At 73.2% G+C, this 22,569-nt stretch carries 20 protein-coding genes; 17 read left to right on the top strand and 3 right to left on the bottom strand.

What is annotated here, in order from left to right:
* The first annotated feature begins 4 nt into the window (after positions 1-4).
* From msrB to ACZ7L7_RS30440, 3 genes are all read left to right on the top strand, one after another.
* Positions 5-412 (top strand): peptide-methionine (R)-S-oxide reductase MsrB, encoded by a 408-nt coding sequence (gene msrB / locus ACZ7L7_RS30450; protein WP_453600879.1) that lies wholly within the window; start codon positions 5-7, stop codon positions 410-412.
* A gap of 147 nt (positions 413-559) precedes the next feature.
* Positions 560-1,912 carry an FAD-dependent oxidoreductase gene (locus ACZ7L7_RS30445; protein WP_453600923.1) on the top strand — a complete coding sequence of 451 codons (1,353 nt, stop codon included), beginning with the start codon at positions 560-562 and terminating at the stop codon, positions 1,910-1,912.
* A 56-nt stretch (positions 1,913-1,968) separates the two neighbouring features.
* Positions 1,969-2,424 (top strand): hypothetical protein, encoded by a 456-nt coding sequence (locus ACZ7L7_RS30440; protein ID WP_472077680.1) that lies wholly within the window; start codon positions 1,969-1,971, stop codon positions 2,422-2,424.
* Here the strand turns inward: ACZ7L7_RS30440 and ACZ7L7_RS30435 are convergent, their stop codons facing one another.
* The gene (locus ACZ7L7_RS30435) at positions 2,425-3,210 is read right to left on the bottom strand and encodes an SAM-dependent methyltransferase (RefSeq protein WP_453600920.1); all 786 of its coding nucleotides are present in this window, start codon (positions 3,208-3,210) and stop codon (positions 2,425-2,427) included.
* Positions 3,211-3,481: 271 nt separating this feature from the next.
* Between ACZ7L7_RS30435 and ACZ7L7_RS30430 the strand changes: the two genes are divergently transcribed.
* Positions 3,482-4,063 carry an Rv1733c family protein gene (locus ACZ7L7_RS30430; protein ID WP_285515823.1) on the top strand — a complete coding sequence of 194 codons (582 nt, stop codon included), beginning with the start codon at positions 3,482-3,484 and terminating at the stop codon, positions 4,061-4,063.
* Positions 4,064-4,191: 128 nt separating this feature from the next.
* On the opposite strand, the gene ACZ7L7_RS30425 is transcribed toward ACZ7L7_RS30430, so the two are convergent.
* Positions 4,192-4,938, bottom strand: a complete 747-nt coding sequence (locus ACZ7L7_RS30425) for a DUF4142 domain-containing protein (RefSeq protein ID WP_285515822.1) — start codon at positions 4,936-4,938, stop codon at positions 4,192-4,194.
* A 251-nt stretch (positions 4,939-5,189) separates the two neighbouring features.
* On the opposite strand from ACZ7L7_RS30425, the gene ACZ7L7_RS30420 reads away from it, so the two are divergent.
* The 11 genes from ACZ7L7_RS30420 to ACZ7L7_RS30370 are packed head-to-tail and all read left to right on the top strand — an operon-like array spanning position 5,190 to position 19,364.
* The gene (locus ACZ7L7_RS30420; RefSeq protein WP_472077679.1) at positions 5,190-6,446 is read left to right on the top strand and encodes an ATP-grasp domain-containing protein; all 1,257 of its coding nucleotides are present in this window, start codon (positions 5,190-5,192) and stop codon (positions 6,444-6,446) included.
* Complete coding sequence (locus ACZ7L7_RS30415; RefSeq protein WP_285515820.1) at positions 6,443-7,255, top strand: Rossmann-like domain-containing protein; 813 nt, start codon at positions 6,443-6,445, stop codon at positions 7,253-7,255. The genes ACZ7L7_RS30420 and ACZ7L7_RS30415 overlap by 4 nt, the downstream gene beginning before the upstream one ends.
* Before the next feature lie 5 nt (positions 7,256-7,260).
* The gene (locus tag ACZ7L7_RS30410) at positions 7,261-8,331 is read left to right on the top strand and encodes a PLP-dependent cysteine synthase family protein (protein ID WP_285515841.1); all 1,071 of its coding nucleotides are present in this window, start codon (positions 7,261-7,263) and stop codon (positions 8,329-8,331) included.
* Positions 8,328-9,368 (top strand): enolase C-terminal domain-like protein, encoded by a 1,041-nt coding sequence (locus ACZ7L7_RS30405; RefSeq protein WP_285515819.1) that lies wholly within the window; start codon positions 8,328-8,330, stop codon positions 9,366-9,368. The genes ACZ7L7_RS30410 and ACZ7L7_RS30405 overlap by 4 nt, the downstream gene beginning before the upstream one ends.
* A complete protein-coding gene (locus ACZ7L7_RS30400) occupies positions 9,352-10,563 on the top strand; it encodes an MFS transporter (RefSeq protein ID WP_453600870.1) in 1,212 nt (403 codons plus the stop codon). Before ACZ7L7_RS30405 ends, ACZ7L7_RS30400 begins: the two co-directional genes overlap by 17 nt.
* Complete coding sequence (locus ACZ7L7_RS30395; RefSeq protein ID WP_471430903.1) at positions 10,560-11,348, top strand: class I SAM-dependent DNA methyltransferase; 789 nt, start codon at positions 10,560-10,562, stop codon at positions 11,346-11,348. Before ACZ7L7_RS30400 ends, ACZ7L7_RS30395 begins: the two co-directional genes overlap by 4 nt.
* A 22-nt stretch (positions 11,349-11,370) precedes the next feature.
* The gene (locus ACZ7L7_RS30390) at positions 11,371-12,924 is read left to right on the top strand and encodes an ABC transporter substrate-binding protein (RefSeq protein WP_472077678.1); all 1,554 of its coding nucleotides are present in this window, start codon (positions 11,371-11,373) and stop codon (positions 12,922-12,924) included.
* The gene (locus ACZ7L7_RS30385; RefSeq protein ID WP_471593071.1) at positions 12,921-13,871 is read left to right on the top strand and encodes an ABC transporter permease; all 951 of its coding nucleotides are present in this window, start codon (positions 12,921-12,923) and stop codon (positions 13,869-13,871) included. The genes ACZ7L7_RS30390 and ACZ7L7_RS30385 overlap by 4 nt, the downstream gene beginning before the upstream one ends.
* The gene (locus ACZ7L7_RS30380; protein ID WP_472077677.1) at positions 13,868-14,662 is read left to right on the top strand and encodes an ABC transporter permease; all 795 of its coding nucleotides are present in this window, start codon (positions 13,868-13,870) and stop codon (positions 14,660-14,662) included. Before ACZ7L7_RS30385 ends, ACZ7L7_RS30380 begins: the two co-directional genes overlap by 4 nt.
* Positions 14,659-16,506, top strand: a complete 1,848-nt coding sequence (locus ACZ7L7_RS30375) for an ABC transporter ATP-binding protein (protein ID WP_472077676.1) — start codon at positions 14,659-14,661, stop codon at positions 16,504-16,506. The genes ACZ7L7_RS30380 and ACZ7L7_RS30375 overlap by 4 nt, the downstream gene beginning before the upstream one ends.
* 50 nt (positions 16,507-16,556) lie before the next feature.
* Positions 16,557-19,364 (top strand): SpoIIE family protein phosphatase, encoded by a 2,808-nt coding sequence (locus ACZ7L7_RS30370; protein WP_472077675.1) that lies wholly within the window; start codon positions 16,557-16,559, stop codon positions 19,362-19,364.
* Positions 19,365-19,368: 4 nt separating this feature from the next.
* Here ACZ7L7_RS30370 and ACZ7L7_RS30365 read toward each other — a convergent pair whose 3' ends face one another.
* On the bottom strand, positions 19,369-20,697 hold the full coding sequence (locus tag ACZ7L7_RS30365; protein WP_471593068.1) for a hypothetical protein: 1,329 nt from the start codon (positions 20,695-20,697) through the stop codon (positions 19,369-19,371).
* A gap of 113 nt (positions 20,698-20,810) precedes the next feature.
* Here ACZ7L7_RS30365 and ACZ7L7_RS30360 point away from each other — a divergent pair, with 113 nt between their 5' ends.
* A complete protein-coding gene (locus ACZ7L7_RS30360) occupies positions 20,811-22,055 on the top strand; it encodes a molybdopterin-dependent oxidoreductase (protein ID WP_285515811.1) in 1,245 nt (414 codons plus the stop codon).
* Positions 22,055-22,507 carry a hypothetical protein gene (locus tag ACZ7L7_RS30355; RefSeq protein ID WP_453600846.1) on the top strand — a complete coding sequence of 151 codons (453 nt, stop codon included), beginning with the start codon at positions 22,055-22,057 and terminating at the stop codon, positions 22,505-22,507. Before ACZ7L7_RS30360 ends, ACZ7L7_RS30355 begins: the two co-directional genes overlap by 1 nt.
* The last annotated feature ends 62 nt before the right edge of the window (positions 22,508-22,569 follow it).

Genomic DNA, 22,569 nt, shown 5'->3' with positions numbered 1-22,569 from the left:
GCTCATGTCGTACGACGTCGAGAAGCCGGACGAGCAGTGGCGCGCGGAGCTGACCCCGGCCGAGTACGCCGTACTCCGGCAGGCCGGCACCGAGCCCGCGTTCACCGGTGAGTACACCGACACCAAGACCAAGGGCGTGTACTCCTGTCGCGCCTGCGGTGCCGAACTGTTCACCTCGGACACGAAGTTCGAGTCCCACTGCGGCTGGCCCTCCTTCTACGACCCGAAGGACACGGACGCGGTGGAGCTGCTCACCGACACCTCCCACGGCATGGTCCGCACCGAGGTCCGCTGCGCCCGCTGCGGCTCCCACCTCGGCCATGTCTTCGAGGGCGAGGGCTATCCGACCCCCACGGACCAGCGGTACTGCATCAACAGCATCTCGCTGCGACTGACGCCCACGCAGGAGTGATCCGGCGGCCCGGAAGGGCCGAAACTCGGTCGACCCGGCCCGTACCGCTGGATACTTGACGGCGTATCGGTGTCGGGGTGACCAAGGAGTGGGCCGGTGAATTCTGCCGTGCGGGCGGGACGTTCGGGTGGACGGCATGCGGTGGTCGTGGGCGGCAGCCTCGCGGGGCTGCTCGCGGCGCAGGTGCTGGCCGGGCATGCCGACCGGGTGACCGTGATCGAGCGGGACCGGTATCCCGAGGGACCCGAGCCACGGGCGGGGGTGCCGCAGGGGCGCCACCCCCATGTGCTGCTCCAGGGCGGGCAGTCGGCGCTGGAGGCGCTGCTGCCGGGCTTCCTCGCCGAACTGCGGGAGTCGGGCTCGCCGTACGTGGGCATGCCGTCGGACATGGTGCTCTGGCAGGCCGGGCGCTGGCTGCGCCGGCTGCCGGCCCAGGTGTACATCTACACCGGGTCCCGGGCACAACTGGAGGACCTGGTTCGACGTCGGGTTCTCGCCAACCCGCTGATCGACACCGTCCAGGGCACCGAGGTGGTCGGGCTCCTCGGGGACGCCTCGCGGGTGCGGGGCGTGCTGGTGCGGGAGCGGTCCGGTGAGGCGCGCGGAGCCGAACCCCGGGCGCTGGAGGCGGACTTGGTCGTGGACGCCTCCGGCAGCGGTACGAAGGCCCCGCAGTGGCTGGCCGGGATCGGCGCGGTACCGCCGCACGAGGAGACCCTCGACACGGGGCTGGCGTACGCCTCCCGCGTCTACCGGGGCCCGAAGGGCGTGCTCGACGGCGGGACGACCGGTTATTACGTCTACCCCAGCCCGACCCAGACGAACAGCGGCGGTGCGCTGCCCTTGGAGGACGGCAGCCACCTGGTGATCGTCTCCGGGCTGCGCGGCGACGAACCGCCCACGGACCCGGACGAGTTCACGGCCTACGCCAAGCGGCTCGGCCACCCGCTCCTGGACCGCTGGATGGCCGAGGCCGAGCCGCTGTCCGCGCCCTTCGGCTACCGCCGCACCGCCAACATCCGCCGCCGCTACGACCTGCCCGGCCCGCCCGCCGGGTTCCTCGCCACCGGCGACGCGCTGTGCACCTTCAACCCGATCTACGGCCAGGGCATGGCCGCCGCCGCGATGAGCGCGGTCGCCCTGCGCGACGCGCTCACCGACCCGCGCCGCACGCCCACGACGCGCCGGGTCCAGCGGGCACTGCTCGCGGCGTCCCGGCAGGCCTGGGACATCTCGGCGGGGGCGGACCGGAAGATGCCGGGCGCGCTCGGCAACGCCGTCGACGGCGGCTCCGCGGACCGCTTCGCGGAGTGGTACCTGCGCCGCGTCCAGGAGCGGTCTCCTGGTGATCCGGTGGTGGGCGCGGCGTTCCGGGAAGTGCTGTCCCTGTCCCGCCCGGTCTCGGCGCTGTTCGCGCCGAGGGTGGCGCGGGCGGTGCTGTTCGGCCGGCCGCTGCCCACGCCGACCGAGCCGCCGGAGGAGCCGGAGACGGGGGTCTGAGAGGGCACCCCCTGGAGGTCTAGACCTCTAGGGGATTTGTCCGGCATGATCAAGGCATGGAGAGAGACTGTCTGCCGACCACCGAGGCCGCTGTCCAGGCCATCCGCGCGATCGCGGAGGAGTTCGGGGTGAGTATGGCCGTCACCGACGACATCGGGGCGGACCGGACTTCGCGGCGGACGTCGGCGGAGCTGTTCGCCGTACTGGACCCCGACGGATCGCTGCCGCACGAGGCGTTGGTGGAGCTGGGCGGGGCGCCCGACGTGGACGTTCGGCTGTTTCCGGAGGGCGACGCCCGGATCACCGTCGAGGGGGTGGAATTCCACGACGTGCCCCGGGACTCCGTTCCCGCGTTCCTGACCTCCCTGTACCGCGGGCTCGCCCGGGTCAAGGGGCGGCTGTTCCCGCCCGGGCAGTGGCTCGTCGTGCCGCTGCCCGGGGACGAGACGTACAAGGAGCTGATCCCGGGCGTTCACCTGACGCCCTGGCTGGCCGGTCGCGTGGGGGCGTGATCAGGCCTTGCGGCCCACACCGCAGTAGGCGTCCACGGCGATGTCCTCGGGGCCCGTGCCGTCCGGGCGCCACTTGGTGACCTGCACGACGCCGGGATCGACCAGGTCGAGGCCGTCGAAGAAGGCGGCGATCTCCTCGACCGGGCGGACGTAGTACGGAACGGCGCCGCTGGAGTTGTAGGCCTCCGACGCGGCGATCATGCCCTCGCTGGTGGCGGTGCTGTCGCTGATCACCAGGTAGCTGCCCGAGGGCAGGCCCGCCATCAGCTGCTGGATCAGCTCGACGGCCTTGGCGTGCTCCTCGACATGGCCCAGGGTGTTGAGGATCATCAGCGCGACCGGCTGGGACAGGTCCAGGGTCTCCGACGCGGCCTCCAGCACCGACTTCGGGTCGTACAGGTCGGCGTCCAGGTACGCGGTTTTGCCCTCCGGGGTGCTGGTGAGCAGGGCGTTGGCGTGGGCCAGCACGATCGGGTCGTTGTCGACGTAGACGATCCGCGCGTCCGGCGCGACGCGCTGGGCGACCTCGTGGGTGTTGTCGGCGGTGGGCAGGCCGGTGCCGATGTCCAGGAACTGGCGGATCCCCTGCTCCCCGGCGAGGTGGCGCACCGCGCGGCCCAGGAAGTGCCTGCTGGTGACGGCTACGTCGACCAGCCCGGGGAAGATCTCCTTGATGTGGTCGCCGATCTCTCGGTCGACCTCGTAGTTGTCCTTGCCGCCGACGAAGTAGTTCCAGAAGCGCGCCGAGTGCGGCTTCGTCGTGTCGATGCGGGCGCGTATCTCCATCGACGCGCGGATCTGGGGATCGACGTCCGACACGGTGCTGCCTCCTGCTGTGGCGTGGTGATCGGCTGATGGTGATCAGGTGGTGCCCAACTTAAGCGAACTGACTTTCCTCGCACGCCCCTTGGACAGTAAGGGGGCCGAAGACAGTCGATTTTCGGCCACTCCCGTCCATTCGTCGACAGAACAGGTCGGGAACCCGTCCGGGGCGGCATCGGGCGGACAGGCGCACACTGGGTATGTGCTGTCGGTGCTCTCCAGGGGGTGTCGGCCAGTGGCTGAGACACGGTGCGAGCGAGTACGGATGTGGCGGTGGCGGCGCAGTCCGCTCAGGCGGCGCTGCGATCTCGTCGAGGCGTGGGTGGTGCTGGCCGGATGGCTGCTCGCCCTGGTGGGCGGGGTGGTCGCGGGCCTGGCCGCGGTCGGCGCGGTGGAACGGGCCGCCGAGGAGCAGCGCGAGCGCAGTCGGCAGGTGTCCGCGGTGCTGATGGAGGACACGGCCGGCAAGGCGCCCGCGCGGGTCCCGGCCGACTACCGGGTGTGGGCGACGGTGCGCTGGACCGGCCCCGACGGGCGGACCCACACCGACGAGGCACGGGTCCTGCCCAACGCCAAGAAGGGGGCCACCGTCGAGGTCTGGACCGATGACAGTGGCCGGATCACCTCCGAGCCCCTGAGCGGCGGCGAGATCGCGCTGCACTCCGCCTCCGGGGGCACCCTGGCCGCCCTGTGCGCCTCCGGTGTCGTCCTCGGCTGCCTCTGGGGCGTCCGGCAGCTCATGGAGCGCCGCCGGCTCGACCAGTGGGAGGCCGAGTGGGCGCGCGTCGACACCCGCAACGGCTGGAAGACCGGCTGAACAGGGCGTACGCAATGGCCGGAAGGCCGGTTGAGCAGGGCGTACGCAACGGCAGGGGGAGCGGTTGAACGGGGTGTGGCGCGCGGGCCGGTGCTCGGTTCCCGCCCGCGCGTCCACCCGCGCGCTTCTCAGCGCACCGTGCCGCTCGGGTTCGGCTGCGGGGAGGCGGTGTTGATGTTCAGGTCCGGGCGAGGCTTGAGCACGAGGACCGGAGAGCCGGGCTGCGGAGGGGGCGGGGTCGTCTGGTCCTGCGGCAGCTTCGGGTCGGCGGTCTGCTGGAAGATGACCTGCTCCTGATTGACCAGACCGGTCTTCTCCAGCACCGTGATGTGGTCCAGAACCGTGTCATTGGCCAGGTCCGCGAGCTGCCTGACCAGCGTGTTCTGGGTGTTGGCGCGGATCTTGGCGATGGCCGGGAAGATCTGGCCGTGCGTGACGCGCATGATGTTCACGGCCGTGGAGTCGAACTCCTTGCCGTTCTTGGAGTCGATCGTCGCCACGAACTGCTGCTGCTGGGGGCTGGCCTGGTTGGGCAGCGTCACGCCCAGCTCGGGCGCGATCTTTCGGCACAGTTCGTCCAGGCCGGCGTGTCCGACGACCAGGTGCTTGCCCGCCTCCTTCATCGCCGCCGTGGTGCCGCGCTCCATCGCCATCTCGCCCAGCGGGTACTCCCACAGCCCGGCCGACCGCACCTTCACCACGAAGTCGCGGTCCGCCTCCGTCAACGGCCCGTACTGGGTGTTGGCGATGATGCGCGAGGTGTCGGACGACGTCTTCTGCACCCCGAGCATCGTCGGATAGGCGAGGGCGGAGAGGGTGAGCACCAGGGCGCCGCCGACGAAGACGGTTCCCGCCGTGCTGCGCGACAAGCGCATTTGACCTCCTGAGGCGTAAGGCTCGGACGTCAAGAGATACGTGCGGACCGCGCGGAACAATCATTCGTGCGGGTAAAACTTCCGGCGATCACACGTGTCCTGCGTCACAGGACCTTCACAGCGGTGAACCCCGGCCCGCAGATGACAATGAGATTCATTATCGATTAGCGTGTGCGGCGCACAGCCCGGCCTCCCGCCCCGAGCGGGGGCTCGCTCGGGCTGCCTCCAACCGCGCCGTGAAAAGGGGAGCCGTGGGTCATCTGCTGGTGGTCGAGAGCTGGGTCGGCTCGATGAGCAGGCTGCTGCCGCGTGCGATACGGGAGGGCGGACACGAGTTCACGTTCCTGACCAGGGACCTGCACCACTACCTGCGCGAGGCGCCCGAGGGGACCGCGCACCCGCTGCTCGGCGCCCGCCATGTGATCACCGCCGACACCAACGACGCCGACGCCCTGCTCGCCGTCGCCGCGCGGCTGCACGGCGTGCTCGGCTTCGACGGGGTGCTCACCTCCTGCGACTACTACCTGCCCACCGTCGCCCGGCTCGCCGCGCACCTCGGCCTGCCCGGACCGCGCCCCGAGGCGGTGGCCGACGCCTGCCGCAAGGACGCCACCCGCCGTGTCCTCGCCGCCGCCGGACTGCCGCAGCCGCGCCACGCCGTCCACCAGGACTGGCCCGAACTCGCCCGTGCCGCGAAGGAGATCGGCTACCCGCTGGTCGTCAAGCCGGTCGACCTGTGCGCGGGGATGTACGTCCGCCGCGTCGACGACGAGGCACAGCTCGCCGACGCCGTACGCGCCCTCCACGCCTTCCCCGTCAACGCGCGCGGCCAGGAACGCTCGCCCCTGGTCCTCCTGGAGGAACTGCTCGACGGACCCGAGGTGAGCGTGGAGACCGTCTCCTGCGGCGGCGCGGTGCATGTCGTCGGTGTCACCGACAAGAGCCTCGGCGGCGCCCCCGCCTTCATCGAGACCGGCCACATGTTCCCCGCCGACCTCGCCCCGGCCGACACCGAGGCGATACGGCACACCGCCGTGGCCGCGCTCACCGCGCTCGGCCTGACCGACGGCGTCGTCGCGCACACCGAGATCAGGCTCACCGCCGACGGACCGCGTGTCGTCGAGGTCAACCCTCGCCCGGCCGGCAACCGCATCACCGAACTCGTCCGCCATGTCACCGGCGTCGACCTCGCCGCCGCCCGCGTCGACCTCGCCCTCGGCGACACCCCCGACCTGCGCGGCGCCGACACGGGGCTGCGCAGTGCCGCCATCGGCTTCCTGGTCCCCGACCGCACCGGCACCCTCGAAACGCTGGCCGCGGACGGGCTCGCCGACGCGGACGGGGTGCTGGAGGTGCAGCTCGCCGAGCCGGGGCGGGCCGTACGGGCGGCGGGCAGCAACAACGACTACCTCGGGCATGTGATGGCCGGCGACCCCGAAGGGCTCGGCGCCCGCAAGCGGGTCGAGGCGCTGCTCGCCGGGGTACGGGCGGGGCTGGTCGTCCGATGACGCCGTACTCCGCACTCCTCGACCGCGTCCGCGCGGGCGCCCTCGGGCCCGATCCGGCGGACCTGCGGATCGCCGTCGCCTTCACCACCCGGCAGGCCGTACGGCACGACGGGCGGGGCACCGGCTACCGCAACGAGGTGCTCAGCCTGCGCCTCGCCGGGGCCGTCGGCTCCTGTGCCGTCGAACCCGGGGCGCTGCCCGAGCACGCGCTCGACGACTGCGTCGGCGCCGATGTCGCCGGGCTGCTGGACCATCCGCTGGAGCCGGTACGGGTGGCCGCGCTGGACGCCTACCTCATGCACACCGTCCCGCACACCCCGGCCAACGGCGCCGACAGTGTGCCGCTGCCGTCCGGGACCTCGCTGGAGAAGTCCCGGACGCGTGCACGGGCCGTCGTCGAGCTGCTCGACCTGCCCGCAGGGGACACGGTGCTCGTCGTCGGTGTCGTCAACTCCCTGCTGGAGGCGCTGCGTTCGCGCGGACTCGGCTATGTGCCGTGCGACCTGAAGGGCGGCACGACCGAGTGGGGTGAGCCGGTCGTCCGGGACGCCCTGGCCGCCGCCGACGGCTGTGACGCGCTGCTGGTCTCCGGGATGACCCTGGGCAACGGCACCTTCGAGCCGTTGCGGGAGCACGCGGTGCGGCACGGAAAGCAGTTGGTGATGTTCGCCCAGACCGGCAGCGCGGTGCTGCCGCACTTCCTGGGGCACGGCGTGAGCGCGGTGTGCGCGGAGCCGTACCCCTTCTTCTGGCTCGACGGCGGGCCCGGTGTCGTCCACCGGTACCGCGGCACGGGAGGCCGACGATGACCGCGCTGACCGCGACGGCCGTACGGCCCACGGGGCGGCGGGAGTTGCTCGACCTGGTCGGGCGTACCCCCGTCGTCCGGATCACCGCCGAGCTGCCCGCGGCGCACCCCGGGTTCTGGGCCAAGCTGGAAGGGCTCGCAGCGGGCGGCATGAAGGCGCGGGCCGCGGTGTCCATGCTGCTCGGGGCGCGCGAGCGCGGCGAACTGGCGCCGGGCGCACCGGTGGTGGAGTCCACCTCCGGCACCCTCGGGGTCGGGCTCGCCTTCGCCGGGCAGGCGCTCGGGCATCCGGTCGTGCTGGTCGGGGACGCCGAACTGGAGCCGTCCATGCGGCAGTTGCTGTGCGCGTACGGTGTCCGCCTGGAGCTGGCCGAGCGGCCCGCCGCGCAGGGCGGCTGGCAGGCCGCGCGGCTCGCCCGGTTGCGGGAACTCCTCGCCGAACTCCCCGGCGCCTACTGGCCCGACCAGTACAACAACCCCGACAACACGGCCGGATACGCCTCCCTCGCCGCCGAACTCGGCACCCAGCTCGACCACTTGGACATCCTGGTGTGCAGCGTCGGCACCGGCGGCCACAGCGCGGGCGTGATCGGACCCCTGCGCCGCCACTGGCCCGCGCTCAGGCTCATCGGCGTCGACGCCACCGGCTCCACCATCTTCGGGCAGCCCGCCAGAAGTCGGCTGATGCGCGGCCTCGGCAGCAGCATCCACCCGCGCAATGTCGCCTACGACGCCTTCGACGAGGTGCACTGGGTCGGCCCCGCCGAGGCCGTCGACACCTGCCGGCGGCTGGCCCGGGGGAGCTTCGTCAGCGGCGGCTGGAGCACCGGCGCCGCCGCCCGCGTCGCCGCCTGGGCCGCCCGGGTCAACCCCGGCGCGGTCGTCGCGACCGTCTTCCCGGACGGGCCGCACCGCTACCTCGGCACCGTCTACGACGACGACTTCGCCGCCGCGCACGGCCTGGACCTGTCCGGCGCGGCCACCCGGCCCGTGGAGATACCGCACCCGTACGCCGCCGAGGCCGTCGGCTGGGCGCGCTGCACCCGGGTCACCGACCCCATGAAAGGCATACGGTGAAGGCCTGTTCGCGCACAGTACGGCTCGAACTCGCCGAGCCGCTGCGCATCTCCCGCTCCACCATGACCGCCCGCGACGCCGTTTGGCTGACCGTCGAGCACGACGGCGTCCTCGGGTACGGCGAGGCCGTCAGCAGTGCGTACTACGGTCTCGACGCGGGCACCCTGCGGCGGCTGCTCCACGGCGTCGGCCTCGATCGGTTCGCCGACCCGGAGAGCGCGCTGGAAGCCCTGCGGGAAGGGGAGTGGACGCCCGCCGAGACGCCCGCGGCGGTTACCGCCGCCGTGGAGGCCGCGCTGCTCGACCTGGTCGGCAAGCGCGCCGAAGTGCCCGTGCACCGGCTGCTCGGCACCGCCGTCACACCGGTCGCCGCCACCGCCCGGACCATCGGCATCACCTCGCTCACCCGTGCCGCCGCCGAGGCCCGCGGGCTCGCCGCGCGCGGCTTCGGGATCGTCAAGGTCAAGGCGGGCACCCCCGATCCGGAGGAGGACATCGAGCGGGTGCGCGTCATCCGCGACGCCGCACCGGGCGTACGACTGCTGCTGGACCCCAATGGGGCGTGGAGCCCGGCGCAGGCCGCCGCGCTGCTGCCGCGCTATGCCGCCCTCGGCGTCGAGGCCGTCGAGCAGCCGATCCCGCCCGGCGACCCCGACGCGCTGGCCGCGCTCGCCGCGAAGTCGCCGCTGCCGGTCATCGCGGACGAGGACGCCGTGAGCCTCGACGACGCCCGCAGGCTGGCCGGACGGGTGCACGGCGTCAACGTCAAGCTCGCCAAGTGCGGCGGTGTGCACGCCGCGCTGCGGATCGCCGACGCCCTCCGGGGCAGCGGCACGGAGCTGATGCTCGGCTGTCTCACCGCCAGCAGCCTCGGTCTGGCGCCCGCCGTGCACCTCGCCGACCGCGCCCGCTGGGCCGACCTCGACGGCCATCTACTGCTTGCCCACGACCCGTGGACCGGCATCGGCGGCGCCGACGGACTCGTCCGCGCGAGCGGGCGGCCGGGGCTGGGGGTGACGTGTGAAGACCTGGCATGAGATACGCCGGTTCCCCTTCGCCGTACGCCTGTTGCTGGTCAATCAGCTCGGCGTGAACACCGGCTTCTACCTCCTCGTCCCCTACCTCGCCACCCACCTCACCGACCATCTGGGCCTGTCGGCGGCTGTCGTCGGGGTGGTCCTCGGGGTGCGCAACCTCAGTCAGCAGGGCCTGTTCGTCGTCGGCGGCTCGGCAGCCGACCGGCTCGGCGCGCGCGGGATCATCATCGCCGGATGCGCCCTGCGGACGGTCGGCTTCGGCCTGTTCGCGCTCGGCGACTCCCTGGCGGTGCTGCTCGCCGCGTCCGTGCTCAGCGGGCTCGCGGGGGCGCTGTTCAACCCGGCCGTCCGGGCCTACCTCGCGCAGGAGGCGGGGGAGCGGAAGGCGGAGGCCTTCGCGCTGTTCAACGTGTTCGCCACGACCGGCGCGCTGATCGGGCCCCTGCTGGGCAGCGCGCTGCTTTTGGTCGGCTTCCGCGCCTCCGCGCTGACCGCCGCCGCGATCTTCGCCGTCCTGACCGTGGCACAGGCCCTGGTGCTGCCCTCCCGTGACGTGGCACCGAGCGAGCGCGGGGTCCTCGGGGACTGGCGCGAAGTGCTCGGCAACCGGGCGTTCCTGGCCTTCGCGCTGGCCACGGTCGGCATGTTCACCCTGGAGAACCAGCTCTACCTGCTGCTGCCCGAGGGCGCCCGCCGGGCCACCGGCTGGGACGGGGCGGCGGGACTGGTCTTCCTCGTCGGCACGCTCGCCAACCTCGCGCTCCAGATGCGGATCACGCGCTCCCTCAAGTCCCGTGGTGACAGCACGCGTTGGATCGCCGTGGGCCTCGCGGTGATGGGCCTGGCCTTCCTCCCGCCGCCGGCCTTCCTCCCGCCACTTGCCGGCAGTCCGCTCGCGGTCCTGCTGAGCGCCCTGCTGCTCTACCTCGGCCTGATGATCGCCTCCCCCTTCGTCATGGCCCTCATCCCCCGCTTCGGCCGCCCCGAGCTGACCGGCACGTACTTCGGTGTCTTCTACGTCGTCTCCGGCATCGCGGCCGCGGCCGGCAGCGCGGGCGTCGGCTGGGCGATGGACACCGGCGAACGGCTGCCGTGGCTGTGCTGCGCCGCCCTCGGACTCGCTTCCGCGGCCGGGGTGGCCCGGCTGTACCGACGCGGTGTGCTGCCTGCCGAGACGGAACGGAGTCGCGTGTGAGCGGCGGAAATCTGCTGACCGATCACCCGGCCCTGTACGAGGCCCGGTTCCCCGACCCCGAGCGGCTCGCCGGGCGGTGGGCCGAGGACTGCCTGCGCCGCCACGGCGCCGGGCCGCGCGTGCTGGACATGGGCTGCGGCACCGGCCGCGACGCCGCCCACCTGCACGCCTGCGGCCGTGTTGTCACCGGCGCCGACCGCTCCGAGGCCATGCTCGCGCACGCCCGCGGCCATCACCCCGGGCCCACCTATGTCCGGGCCGACCTGCACGGCTTCGACTTCGGGCGGGCCGCCCACGACGCCGTGGTCTGCCTGGACAGCACCCTGCTGTACTGCCACACCAACGCCCAGCTCGACGGCTTCCTCGCCTCCTGCCGCCGCACCCTGGAGCGGGGCGGGCTGCTGGTCGCCGAGATGCGCAACGGGGCGTACTTCCTGGGGCGCACCGACCTGCTCGACCGGACCGCCGCCGACTCCTTCCGGTGGCAGGGCACCACCTACCGGTCCAGGACCACCCTGTCCGTCGACCGCACCGCCCAACTCCTGCGCCGTACCCGCGTCTGGACCACCGACGACGGCGCGCCGCCGCTCGTGCAGCACTCCGCCTGGCGGCTGCTGTTCCCGCAGGAGCTGCGGCACTTCCTCACCGCGCACGGCTTCGACGTGCTCGAACTCCACGACGGGCCCGGCCCGCGCACCGAACCCCCTTGGCGGGAGGGCCGGTTGCCCGGCTCGACGACCGACGCCGACCGGCTGCACCTGGTCGCCCGCCTCCGTACCGCCTGAACAACCCCCAGAGGACACAGACATGCACGACGAACGCCTCCCCGGCCTGCGCCGACGCGGCTTCCTCGCCGCCACCGCAGGGGCCGCCGCCCTGACCGTCGTCGGCTGCGACAGCGGCGGCGACACCGACCCGAAGAACACCAGGCGGGGCGGCCGGCTGCGGGCCGCCTTCGCGGGCGGCGGTGCGAGCGAGACCCTCGACCCGCACAAGGCGAACCTGTTCGCCGACGCCGCCCGCGCCAAGGCCCTCTACGACAAGCTCGCCGACTTCGGCGCCGACCTGTCCGCGCGGCCCCGCCTCGCGGAGAAGTGGGAGCCCGACAAGGGCCTCGACCGCTGGCAGGTGACGCTCCGTCAGGCCACCTTTCACAACGGCAAGCAGGTCACCGCGCGCGACGTCCTGCACAGCTACCGCCGGATCGCCGACCCGAAGCAGGCGTTCCGCGCCAAGGCCTCCCTGGAGCCCATCGACCTCGACGCCAGCCGTGCCGTCGGGGACCGGACCGTGGAGTTCGTGCTGAAGCGGCCCACGGCCGAATTCCCCAATGTCCTCGCGGCGTTCGGGGCGTACATCGTGCCCGAGGGCGCCGACGACTTCGACCGCCGGCCGGTCGGATCCGGGCCGTTCCGGTTCGTGTCGTTCGCGCCCGGACGGTCCGCGCTCTTCCGCCGGTTCGACGACTACTGGGAGGGCGCCCCCCACCTCGACGAGCTGGAGATCGTCGTCGCCAACGAGGAGTCCGCCCGCGTCAACGCCCTGCTCGGCGGACAGGTCGAGTACGCCCACGAGCTCAACCCCACCACCGCCCGCGCCCACCAGGGCCGCGGGCGGATCGAGATGGTGCGGCTGCGGGGCAGCGCCATGCAGGCCTTCTGCATGAAGACCGACCGCCCGCCCTTCGACGACAAACGGGTGCGCGAGGCGTTCTTCCTCATCGCCGACCGCAAGGAGCTGGTCGACGGGGCACTCTCCGGCGCGGGGCAGATCGGCAACGACCTCTTCGGCAAGGGGTACGAGTACTACGCCGACTCCCTGCCCCAGCGCACACAGGACCTCGACCGGGCCAGGGCGCTGCTGAAGAAGGCCGGCGCCGAGAAGCTCCGGGTCAGCCTCGACACCTCCGCCGTGGCCGCCGGATTCACCGAGGCCGCCGGGATCTTCCGCGACCAGGCGGCGAAGGCCGGCGTCACCGTCGACGTCCGTATGGGCAGCAAGGACTCCTACTGGAGCGACATCCTCGACTCCGGCACCCTGTGCTGCTACCGGTCCGGCGCCATGCCCATCGAGGCGCACATCTCCCAGCGGCTGCTGACGGACTCCACCACCAACGCCACGCACTGGCGGCACGCCGACTTCGACACCCTCTACCGCCAGGCGCAGTCCACCCGGGACAAGGCCGAACGCGCGGCCCTGTACGAGCGGATGCAGCGCCGCCTGTACGCCGAAGGGGGCTTCCTGATCTGGGGGTTCGCGGACTGGATCATCGGAACGGCGAAGAACGTCAAGGGTGTTGAGGCGAACGCGCCCGCCAACACGCTCGACTGGGCGCGGTTCGACAAGGTCTGGCTGGCGTGAGTGCCGGTTCCTTCGTGGCCCGGCGGCTGCTGCTCGGCGCGGTGCAGACCGTGGCCGTGGTGCTGCTGGTCTTCGGGCTCACCGAGGCGCTCCCCGGCGACGCGGCGATCGCCCTCGCCGGGGACCAGCCCGACCCGGCCCGGATCGCCGCGCTCCGCCAGACCCTGGAGCTGGACCGGCCCGCCCACGAGCGGCTGGCCGACTGGGCGGCCGGGCTGCTCCACGGCGACCTGGGCACGTCCCTCACGTCCGGCCGCCCGGTGACGCGGTACCTCGCCGACGGGTTCGGCCCGACGCTGCTGCTCGCCGGGCTCACCCTGGCCCTGCTGGTCCCCGTCGGCTTCGGCCTCGGCGTCCTCGCCGCCCGCCGCGCGGGAGGCGCCCTGGACCGGCTGATCAGCTCCGTCTCCCTGGCCGTGTACGCGGTGCCCGAGTTCGCCCTCGGCGTGCTCCTGGTGACGGTGTTCGCGCTGAGACTGGCGTGGCTGCCGCCCACCGCCGTCGGCTACGGCACCGATCTGCTCGGCCACCCCGCCGCCCTCGTCCTGCCGGTCCTGGTGCTGCTCGCCCGCCCCGTGTGCTCGCTCAGCCGTCTGGTCAGGGCCGGGATGGTCGACGCCCTCGCCGCGCCGTACACCGCCCACGCCCGCCGCTACGGCATCCCCGAGCGCCGCATCCTGTGGCGGCACGCCCTGCCCGGGGCCGCCGCCCCGGCCGTGCAGCAGCTCGCCCGCACCGCGGACTGGCTGCTGTGCGGGGTCGTCGTCGTGGAGGCCCTGTTCGTGATCCCCGGCCTGGGAACGGTCCTGTTGAATGCCGTCGCCGAACGCGACGTGCCCGTCGTGCAGGGGCTCGCCGTGGTGTTCGGGGTGCTGACGGTCGTGCTCAACCTGGGCGCGGACCTGATCGCACACCGGTTGACGCCGAGGGCGGAGGTGGCGGCATGACCGGCCGCCGCTTCGTACTCGGCGGGGTCGTGGTCGCCGTACCCCTGGCGCTGGCCCTTCTGGGCCCCCTGTTCGCCGGTCCGCCCGGTCCGCGGACCGTGTCCTTCGCGGTCGGCGACGGCCACTGGCTCGGCACGGACTTCGTCGGCCGGGACGTGTGGCGGCAGGTGCTGCTGGGCGGCCGTACGGTCGTGGTGACGGCGCTGGCGGCGACGGCTCTGAGCTACCTGGCCGCCGTACCGGTGGGTCTCCTCGCCGCGCTCACGCACGCGCGGTGGCTGGAGGAGGTGCTGATGCGGCCCCTGGACGTGCTGCTCGCCGTGCCGTCGCTGCTGCTGATCCTGCTGGTGGCCTCCGTGACCGAACCCGGAGCGGTGGGGCTCGCCCTGCTCGTCGCCCTGGTCAACGTGCCCGACGCCGCCCGCATCGTGCGCGCGGCGGCCGGTGAGGCGGCATCCCGGCCCGCCGTCGAGGCACTGCGCATGCAGGGCGAGAGCTGGTGGCGGGTGGCGGTCTCCTACGTCACCCGCAGTGCCCTGCGCACCCTCGCCGCGGATGTCGGCGTCCGGCTGACGGGAGTGCTGTACCTGGTCTCCACGGCGGCCTTCCTCGGCGTCGGTGTCGCGCCGGACGCGGCGGACTGGGCCGTCATGGTCGACCGGAACCGCACGGGCCTGTTCGTCCAGCCGTGGGCGGTGGTGGTGCCCGCGGTGCTGGTCGTGGGGCTCACGACCGGGGTGAACCTGCTGTTCGACGCGGCGCTGGAGAAGAAGGGCCGGGTGCGGTCATGAGCCGAGAGCTGGTCGCCGAGATCCGGGATCTGCGGGTCGAGGTCGGTGGGCGTGCCCTCGTGGACGGGGTGCGTCTGCGGGTGCCGCCCGGCCGGGTCGTCGCGCTGGTCGGGGCCTCCGGGAGCGGGAAGACCACCACCGGGCTCGCCCTGCTGGGCGAGTACCCGGCCGGGGCGCGGGTCAGCGGGGAGGTGCGTCGGGCGCCCGGTGCTGTGGGGTATGTGCCGCAGCATCCCGGTGCCGTGCTCCATCCGGCGCTGCGGGTCGGGGTGCTGCTGCGGGACATCGCCCGCGCCCACGGCCGGGACCGCGGCGACATCGAGCAGGCCCTCGCCGACGCCCGGCTCCCGGAGGGGGAGGCGCTGCTGCGGCGCTATCCGCACCAGCTCTCCGGCGGACAGCAGCAGCGGATCGTGCTGGCCCAGGCCCTGCTGCCCCGGCCCCGGGTCGTCGTCGCCGACGAACCCACCACCGGGCAGGACCCGGAGACCAAGCGGCAGATCGCGGAGCGGTTCGCGGCGGTCGCGGCGCGCGGAATCGCCGTCGTCCTGCTCAGCCACGACCTCGACGTGGTGCGGGCACTCGCCGACGAGGTGCTGGTGATGCGGGCCGGGCGCGTCGTCGAGTCCGGGCCCACCGAACGGCTGTGGCGGGCCCCCCGGCACGAGTGGACGCGGCGGCTGCTCGACGCAGAGGGGGGCCCGCCCGCGGGCGGTGGCGGGATCGGGTGTGGCGTTGAGAGGGTCCTGCCCGCGGATGGTGGCGGTGTTGGGCGCGGCGCTGAAGGGGTGCTGCCTGTGGGTGGCGGTGTTGGGCGCGGCGCTGAAGGGGTGCTGCCTGTGGGCGGTGGTGTTGGGCGCGGCGCTGAAGGGGTGCTGCCTGTGGGTGGCGGTGTTGGGCGCGGCGTTGAGGGAGTGCTGCCCGTGGACGGTGGCGGGATTGGGCGCGGCGTTGAGGGGGTGCTGCCCGTGGGCGGTGGCGGTGGCGGTGGCGGTGGCGGTGTCGGGCGCGGCGTTGAGGGAGTGCTGCCCGTGGACGGTGGCGGGATTGGGCCCGGCGCTGAAGGGGTCCCGCCCGTGGACGGTGACGGCATCGTGTGTGGCGTTGACGGGATTCCGCCCGCCGACGGCGACGGCATCGGGCGGACCGTGCTGGAGGTGCGGGAGCTCACCGCCGTGCACGGCCGTACCCCCGTGCTGCGCGTGCCCCGGCTTGCCTTGCGGGCGGGCGAGTGCCTGGCCGTCGTCGGGCGGTCCGGGAGTGGCAAGACCACCCTCGGGCGGTGTCTGGCGGGCCTGCACCGGCACCATGACGGCACGGTCCTGCTCGACGGCGTCCCGCTCCCGCGCAGTCTGCGGCACCGGGACCGGGAGCGGCTAGCCGCCGTCCAGTACGTCTTCCAGGACGCCCGCGCCGCCTTCGACGAGCACCGCCCGGTGCTGGACCAGGTCGCCCGTACCGCCGTCCGCCTGCGCGGCACCGACGCGCACGCGGCGCGTGCCGAGGCCCTGGACACCTTCGCCCGGCTCGGGCTCACCCACGCCCTCGCCCGCCGCCGCCCCGGTGCCCTCTCCGGCGGTGAGCTGCAACGCGCCGCCCTTGCCCGCGCCCTGCTCGCCCGGCCCCGGGTCCTGGTCTGCGACGAGATCACCTCCGGGCTCGACACGGTCACACGGCGTGCCCTGCTCGACCTGCTCGCCGGGCTGCCCGCGGACCGCCCCGGACTGTCCCTCGTACTGATCACCCATGATCCACAGACCGCTCGGCTCGCGCATCGGACCGTCGTGGTGGAGGCTGGGCACGTCACCGAGCGGGCCCCCGGCCTGCCTCACCGTCTGTTGTGAGGTGGGTCACAAAGGGTCTAGGGTGAAATCGCTTGAGGGAAGTGAGGCCGTTGTCCGTCGCCTGGGACGACATTGGCGGACTCGTCGATGCCCATGAACGATTCCTCGCCGGCGCCCGCGTCGACTCGGACGTCCGGGACCCCGTGCTGGCGTCCTGGAAGCGGTGCCGGGCCGCCGGTCTGGAACCGGGGCGGCTCTACATCCCCTACGAGCCCGACGTGGCCCTCGACGAGCGGTTCATGCGCGCCGCCGAACCCGTGCTGCGCAAGCTCGCCGACTCCCTCTCCGAACTCGGTACCACCGTCGCTCTCTGTGACGGACAGGGCTGGATGGTCAAGCGCCTCGGCGGGAACCGGGAGCTGCTCGCCCGGCTCGACAGCGTGCACTTCGCCCCCGGCTTCGACATGTCCGAGGAATCGGCGGGCACCAACGGCGTCGGCACCGCACTCGTCGAGCGCGGGCCCGTCCAGGTCGTCGGGCGTGAGCACTTCGCCGACTGTCTGCAGCCCTTCGCCTGCGCGGGCGCCCCGATCCGGGACCCGCTCAGCGGGCGCATCGAGGCCGTCCTGGACCTGAGCTGCCTGCGCGACGACGGCGACGCGATCATGCTCCGGCTGGTCAAGGAGGCCGCCCAGGCCATCGAGGCCCGGCTGCTGGAGGCCTCCACCGAACGGGAGCGGGCGCTGCTCGCCGCCTACCGGCAGGCCACCGCGGACACGGGCGCGGGCCTGGACGGCGTCGCCGGACTCGGCCGGATCGACCTGGCCGTCCTGCGCGAGAAGGCCGAGGCGCTGCTCGCCTCGCCGCACCGCACGCTCGACGAGGTGAACCTGACCGGCGGCCGGTCCGCCATCCTGCTGCGCCGGCCGGTCGTCGGCGCGTCCGGGGAGTCCGGTGTCGTCGTCGAGGCCCGCATCCTGGGCCATCCCACCCCGGTCGACCTCGGTGTCGGCACCAGGGCCCCGGCCGGGCATCCGCCGGGCCCGCACACGCCCGGAGGGGGGAGCCACAGCCGCGTCGCCGACCACACACACCGGATGGCGTGGGCCGATCCGACCGCGGACCTCGCCCAGGCCCTCACCCCGCACCCGGGTACCGCGCATGTCGTGTCGTCCCCGTCTGCGGGTGACACCCCCGGGCGACTGGTCCTCGTCGGGGAGCCCGGCGTCGGACGGCTCGCCCTGCTGGCCCGCCGTCGGCTGGAGCTGCTGCACGAGGCCGGGATCCGGATCGGCGCCACCCTCGACGTCACCCGCACCGCCGAGGAGGTCGCCGAGATCGCCGTGCCCCGCTTCGCCGACTTCGCCGCCGTCGACCTGCCCGACGCGGTGCTGAACGGCGAGGAGCCGGAGGTGCTCGGCGGGGACAGCCCGCTGCGCCGGGTCGCCCTGCGCAGCCGCAACGACGAACCGCGGCTCTACCACGTCGGCGACGCCTTCTCGTACGTCAGCTCCACCCCGCAGGCGCGCAGTCTGGAGAGCGGGCGGGCGGTGCTGGAGCCGGTGCTGTCGGAGGCGCTGGGCTGGTTCGCGCAGGACCCGGTACGGCTGGAGCGGGTGCTCGCGGCCGGGACGCACTCCCTGATCACGGTGCCGCTGCGGGCCCGCGGCGCCACGCTCGGCGTGGTCAGCTTCTACCGGTGCGCCAACCCCGAGCCCTTCGAGGGCGACGACCTCTCCCTCGCCCAGGAGCTGGGCGGGCGGGCCGCGATGTGCATCGACAACGCCCGCCGTTTCACCCGCGAGCACAACACCGCCCTCACCCTCCAGCGCAGCCTGCTGCCGAGGGGGCGGCCCGAGCAGAGCGCGGTCGAGGTCGCCTACCGGTACCTGCCCGCGCAGGCCGCGGTCGGCGGTGACTGGTTCGACGTCGTCCCGCTCTCCGGGGCCCGGGTGGCGCTGGTGGTCGGGGACGTCGTCGGGCACGGGCTGCACGCCGCCGCGACCATGGGGCGGCTGCGGACGGCCGTGCACAACTTCTGCGCCCTCGACCTGCCGCCCGACGAAGTCCTCACCCACCTCGACGACCTGGTCGGACGGCTCGACCGGGGCGAGGGCTGGGCGCTGGAGAAGTCCTCGGCGGAGAGCTGGAGCATCGGCGCGACCTGCCTGTTCGCCGTGTACGACCCGGTGTCCCGGCGCTGCACCCTCACCCGCGCCGGGCACCCGCTGCCCGCGGTCGTCGCCCCCGACGGCACCGTGGACTTCGTCGACCTGCCGTCCGGGCCACCGCTCGGGCTGGGCGGGATGCCGTTCGAGACGGCCGAGCTGGAACTGGCCGAGGGCAGCCAGCTGGTGCTCTACACCGACGGGCTGGTCGAGGACCGGCACCGCGACATCGACGCCGGGCTCGACCGGCTGCGCACCGTGCTCGCCCACCCCGGCCGCAGCCCCGAGGACACCTGCGAGGCCGTCCTCGACGCCCTGCTCCCGGCCCGCCCCGGCGACGACGTGGCCCTGCTGGTCGCCCGCACCCACGTCCTCGGGTCCGACCGGGTCGCCCAGTGGGACCTGCCCAGCGACCCCTCCGTCGTCTCCCGGGCCCGCGCCATGGTCACCGAACAGCTCGCCGCCTGGGGCCTGTCCGACCTCGCCTTCACCACTGAACTGGTCGCCAGCGAACTGGTCACCAACGCCATCCGGTACGCCACCGGCCCCCTCCAGCTCCGGCTGCTGCGCGACCGTGCCCTGATCTGCGAGGTCTCCGACGGCAGCAACACCTCCCCGCGGCTGCGCCGCGCCCGCACCGAGGACGAGGGCGGACGCGGTCTGTTCCTGGTGGCCCAGCTCACCGAGCGCTGGGGCACGCGGTACACCCCGCACGGCAAGATCATCTGGACGGAGCAGCCGTTGCCGTAGGGCGTCACCAGCCCGTGAACAGCAGGTGGTTGATCAGCAGCGCCAGGTTCGCCTGGGCCGCCAGCCAGGCGCGCGGGGACGGCAGGTGGGCGCAGGACGGGATGAGCCACAGGGCGAACGGGAGCCAGATGCGTTCCGTCTCCGCCTTGCTCATGCCCGACAGGTCCGCGACGAGCATCGCGGTCAGGGCGGCGGCGGTCAGGAGGGCCAGGCGGAACCGGGGGCCGCGTTTCTCGTGCAGGAGTGTGGTGGCTGTGCGGCGCAGGCCCGCCGCTGTCGCCAGGCCCGTCACCAGGACCTGGCAGGCCAGGTTGGCCCAGACCCAGTAGGACTGCGGGCGGACTCCGCCCGCGCCCTGGTAGTAGCGGGTGACCAGGGTGTCGTAGGCCTCCCACCAGAAGAAGCCGAAGCCCGTGAAGAGCAGCGGGATCACCAGGAAGCCGGGGATCGCGTACAGCAGGGGGCGGGCCCGGGACCGGCCCAGCAGCAGGACCGTCGCCGCGAGGACCGCGTACAGGGTCAGGCCGTACGACAAGTACAGCGTCAGGCCGAACAGCAGGCCCGAGCCGAAGGCCGTCCACGGGGTGTGCCGGCCGGTCACGGCCAGCGCCAGCAGCGCCACCGCCCAGGTCGCCACCGCCGCGAAGTACGCGTCCGCCGACGCGCCCAGCCACACCGCGCCCGGGGCCAGGACCACGAACGGCGCCGCGCGGCGGGCGAGTTGTTCGTCGGCGAGGGCGCGGACGGTGACCAGAATCGCGACCGCGGCCGTCGCGCCGAGCACGACGCACCACATGCCCGCCCAGGCACCGCCGCCCAGGCCGATCCGGTCCAGGTAGACGAAGGTGAGCGTGGCGGCCGGGGGATGGCCCGCCACATGCGCCGGCCAGTTGTCGGGGGAGCCGAGGAGGATGTGGTCGGTGAAGGTGCGCAGTGTGGCCGGGATGTCCTGGAAGCGGTCGATGACCTGGAGATATTCGTAGCGGGTTGTCAGGCGGCGGGCGATGCCGCGGTGCCAGCCGTCGATCAGGGCCAGCGAGAGGATCCACGCCGTGCCCGTGCCCCAGGCCGTGAACAGCAGGCCCCGCCACGGCAGTCGGGCGGCGAGCGGTGGGCCGTACACCACCACCGCCACCGCGACCGCGAGCGCCGCCGGGGTGCCGGGGCCGAGATGCGGGTCCCAGCGCGCCAGCAGGGGCGGCCAGTTGACGCGGAGGGTGCCGTCACGGTGCTGGATGGCGGTGCCGAGGACGGCGGCGACCGCCACGAGCAGCGCGGCGGCCCCGGCGGCGTACAGGTCGCGGCGGAGGTCACGGGAGGGTTCACGGATCACGTCAGCACGCTAGGACCGCGGACGGCGACCGGACGGCTGACAGGCGGTGATGTCAGCGTTTCGTCATGGTTCGCAGCCCCTTCAGGGGCCCTTTTCCGGCCTACGGTCGCAGCATGAAAAGGTCCCTCGGGCGTTCCCTGGAACGGTCTCCCTTCTCACCCGGCTTCTGGCGCAGCCCGCTGCGCGGTCCCTGGCTCACCTCGGTGCTCGGCATGGTCCTGCTCGGCGGGATCACGGTGCTGTTCGTGACGGGCCTGCTGTCGTACGCGGCCTACAACCCCGATCTCGCGCCGGTGAACGACAAGACCCCGGACAAGGGCATCCTCGGCTTCTACCTGTTCTCCTGGCCGACCGATCCGCACTGGCTGTACCGGCTCAACCAGGGCGTCCACGTCACCCTCGGCCTCACCCTGATCCCCGTCCTGCTGGCCAAGCTGTGGTCGGTCGTGCCGCGCCTGTTCACGCTGCCGCCCGCCCGGTCCGTCGCCCACGCCCTGGAACGGCTCTCGCTGCTGCTCCTGGTCGGCGGCGCGCTGTTCGAGTTCGTCACCGGCGTGTTCAACGTCCAGCTGAACTACGTCTTCCCGGGCTCCTTCTACCCCCTGCACTTCTACGGCGCCTGGGTCTTCTTCGCCGCCTTCCTCGCCCACGCCGCGCTCAAGATGCCGACGGCGCTGCGCAATCTGCGGCAGATCCGGGAGGAGAAGAACGACCTCGTACCCGAGAGCCCCGCCGAGCCGACCGTCTCCCGGCGCGGCGCCCTGTGGTTCGTGGGCGGCGGCTCGGCGCTGCTGTTCGTCACCAGCGTTGGACAGAACACCGACAGCCTGCGCTTCACGGCGCTGCTCGCCCCGCACGGCCCCGCCGACCCCGGCGACGGCCCGAACGGCTTCCAGATCAACAAGACCGCCGCGTACGCCGGTATCCGCCCCGCCGACACCGACGACGAGGCCTGGCGCCTGGTCGTCGTCGGCCGCACCGGCACCGTCCGGCTCAGCCGCGCCGACCTGCTCGCCATGGAGCAGCACAGCGCGGCCCTGCCCATCGCCTGCGTCGAGGGCTGGTCCACCTCCGACCAGTGGTGGCGCGGGGTACGGCTGCGCGACCTCGCCGCGCTGGTGGGCTACGAGGACTCCGTCCCCGATGTGTTCGTGGAGTCGCTGCAACAGCGCGGCGCCTTCCGCCGGGCCGCCCTGCGCGCCAACCAGGTCGCCGACCCGCGCTCCCTGCTCGCCCTGACCGTCAACGGCGAGGACCTGTCCCCCGACCACGGCCACCCGGCCCGGATCATCGTGCCCGCCGCGCCCGGCGTGCTCAATACCAAGTGGGTGGCCAAGCTGACCTTCGGAGACCTGTGATGCGATCGAGGATCCCGACGCTTCCGCTGGGGAGCCCGCTGCAGATCCTGCTGCTCGCCTGCTCGTTCGCGCTCGCCGGATACGCGGGCGTACGGCTCCTGGACGGCGACTGGTTCCAGATCGCGCTGTGGTTCGTGGGCGCCGCCGTCCTGCACGACCTGGTGCTGCTGCCGCTGTACGCGGCGGCGGACCGGGCGCTCGGGGCGGCGGCGGGACGGCACGTGATGTACGTACGGGTGCCCGCCGCGCTCTCCGCGCTGCTGCTGCTCGTGTGGTTCCCGCTGATCACCGGTCAGGTCGCGGACCGCTACCGCTCGGCGACCGCGCTGTCCCCGGACGGCTTCCTGGCCCGGTGGTTGATCGTCACGGCCGTGCTGTTCGGCGGTTCGGCTCTGCTGTTCGTGCTGCGGTTGCGCAGGGCGGCGAAGGAGCGTCCGCCGACCGTCCACTGACCCTCGGCCCGCCAGCCGGCCCGCTGTGCCAGGCGCAGCAGGGCCGGCGTGCCGAGCCGGGC

Source organism: Streptomyces sp. NPDC110618, assembly GCF_055657065.1.
Note: the sequence above shows the minus strand (reverse complement) of the source record. Positions and strands in the feature narration are given on the sequence as shown.